The organism is Corallococcus sp. CA041A (genome assembly GCF_003612075.1).
GTDB classification, from domain to species: domain Bacteria; phylum Myxococcota; class Myxococcia; order Myxococcales; family Myxococcaceae; genus Corallococcus; species Corallococcus exiguus.
In genome coordinates this window covers 1-1,728 of sequence record NZ_RAWF01000521.1, presented here as the reverse complement: position 1 = coordinate 1,728, position 1,728 = coordinate 1, and the positions used below count along the sequence as shown (strand labels likewise).

Below are 1,728 nucleotides of genomic sequence, written 5' to 3'. Positions count from 1 at the left end.
CCGCACAACAGCCGGTCCCCGCTCTGGACCGACGCGGCGCTTCAGGACCCGGCACGTTCGCAAACCCTCTCATGATGCCCCAACCCGAATCCTTGCATGTGTTGACAGGCTTTATTGGAGCATTTAGAAACATGGAATTGTAACAGCGCGGCTTGAACCGGATTCCGACGCCTTCCTGCTTCCGTCAGGAATCCCCGGGGGCCGCGCCTTCGGAGGGGGATGTCTTGAATCTGCCCCGCGCGACTTCCGGCGTCATCGTCCAGCAGCAGGACGAAGCCTTCTTCCTCATGGATACCGAGGGCGGAGAGGTCTTCCGGGTGAACGAGACCGCCGCCCGCATCTTCGAGCTGTGCCAGGGCGACACGTCCCTGGAGGGGGCGGTGGCGTCGCTGGCGCTCCGGCTGGGCGCCGCGGGCCAGGAGGAGGCCATCCGCGCCGACGTCCAGCGCACCGTGACGCAGTTCCAGGAACTGGGGCTGTGCGAGCCCTCGCGTCCCGTCTGACTTTCGCCGTCCGCTGAGTGGCTTTCTTTCCCTCGTGAGAGGGACAGGCCGGGCCATGTCCTGGCCCTTGGGAATCCCGTGTGCCCGGGTCGCCCCGGGTGCGCGTGATGCCAGACGTGAGACGTCTTTTCACGGCTGGAATGAAGCACCGGAGTGTTGGCAGGCAATGTCAGACCCCCTGTCCACACTCCGCCATGTTTCACCGCAGTGAACGCAGCAATCCATCCAGGAGAATCACCATGTACATCCAGTCCGAGATCGTCCGCGTGTCCGCCGCCACCGACAAGTGCACCTGCTCCAACGGCATGGTCATCGCCTCGACCACCGTGAGCGCGGAGTAGTCGCGCCCGTCGGTTCCCAAGTCTCAAACATCCATCCCAGGAGAACCACCATGTACATCCAGTCCGAGATCGTCCGCGTTTCCGCGTCGTCCGACAAGTGCACCTGCTCCAACGGCATGAGCGTGATCGTCGTCGCGGAGTAACGCGTTTCATGGCCGGGAGGAGGGCTGTGGTCCTCCTCCCGGCTGTGTCTTTCCTCTCACTCGCCGACACGCCCGCCCATGCTGCCCGCATCCACGCAGGTATTGCTCTTCACCCAGGCGGACGTCGGCGGACACGCGCTCTTTCGAGTCGTGCCCGTGGAGGTGTCCGTGCGCCCCGGCCAGGGACGGCTGTGGACGGACGTGTCGCGGGGCAATGCCTTCACCGCCGCGTGGCAGGACCATGCGCGCCACCTGTCCGCGGTGGGCCGCGCGCGCTACGCGCTGCCGTGGGATGAGACGGACCTGCACGTCTCGCCGCGCGGCCGGAACGTGACGCTGGATGGCCGGAGCGCGTCGCTGCCGCTGTTCGTCGCGTGGGTGGCGCTGCTCGCGGGCCTGCCGCTGCCGTCGCCCTTCCTGGGCACGGGCGTGGCGCTGGAGGCGCATGGGGAAAAGCTCGCGCCCGCGCCGCGCGAGTTCCTCCAGGGAAAGCTGGGCGTGGCGCAGTCCTACGTGAAGCAGGTGTTTCCGCGGGCGGACAGGGTGGCGGTGTTCGTGCCGGAGGGCAGCGGGTTCGACGCGGCGCCCCTGACGGCGCTGGACGTGCGGCCGGTGCCCACGCTCACGAAGGCGGTGGAGGCGGTGCTGGGGCTGAAGCCTCGTGCCGACGCGCCCGGCTCTGGAGAAGGGGTGGGGGGATGATCCGCCAGGGCGTGGGTGCCATCCGGGAGATGTATGGGC

At 67.5% G+C, this 1,728-nt stretch carries 2 protein-coding genes; both read left to right on the top strand.

From position 1 onward, the window contains the following. The first annotated feature begins 224 nt into the window (after positions 1–224). On the top strand, positions 225–503 hold the full coding sequence (locus tag D7V77_RS41840; protein ID WP_158624594.1) for a PqqD family protein: 279 nt from the start codon (positions 225–227) through the stop codon (positions 501–503). A 562-nt stretch (positions 504–1,065) separates the two neighbouring features. Next, on the top strand, positions 1,066–1,689 hold the full coding sequence (locus D7V77_RS41835) for a hypothetical protein (protein WP_120581710.1): 624 nt from the start codon (positions 1,066–1,068) through the stop codon (positions 1,687–1,689). The last annotated feature ends 39 nt before the right edge of the window (positions 1,690–1,728 follow it).

Excerpts from the sequence above, each read along its gene's own strand:
- D7V77_RS41835 (WP_120581710.1), top strand. The coding sequence starts at position 1,066 with ATGCTGCCCGCATCCACGCAGGTATTGCTCTTCACCCAGGCGGACGTC.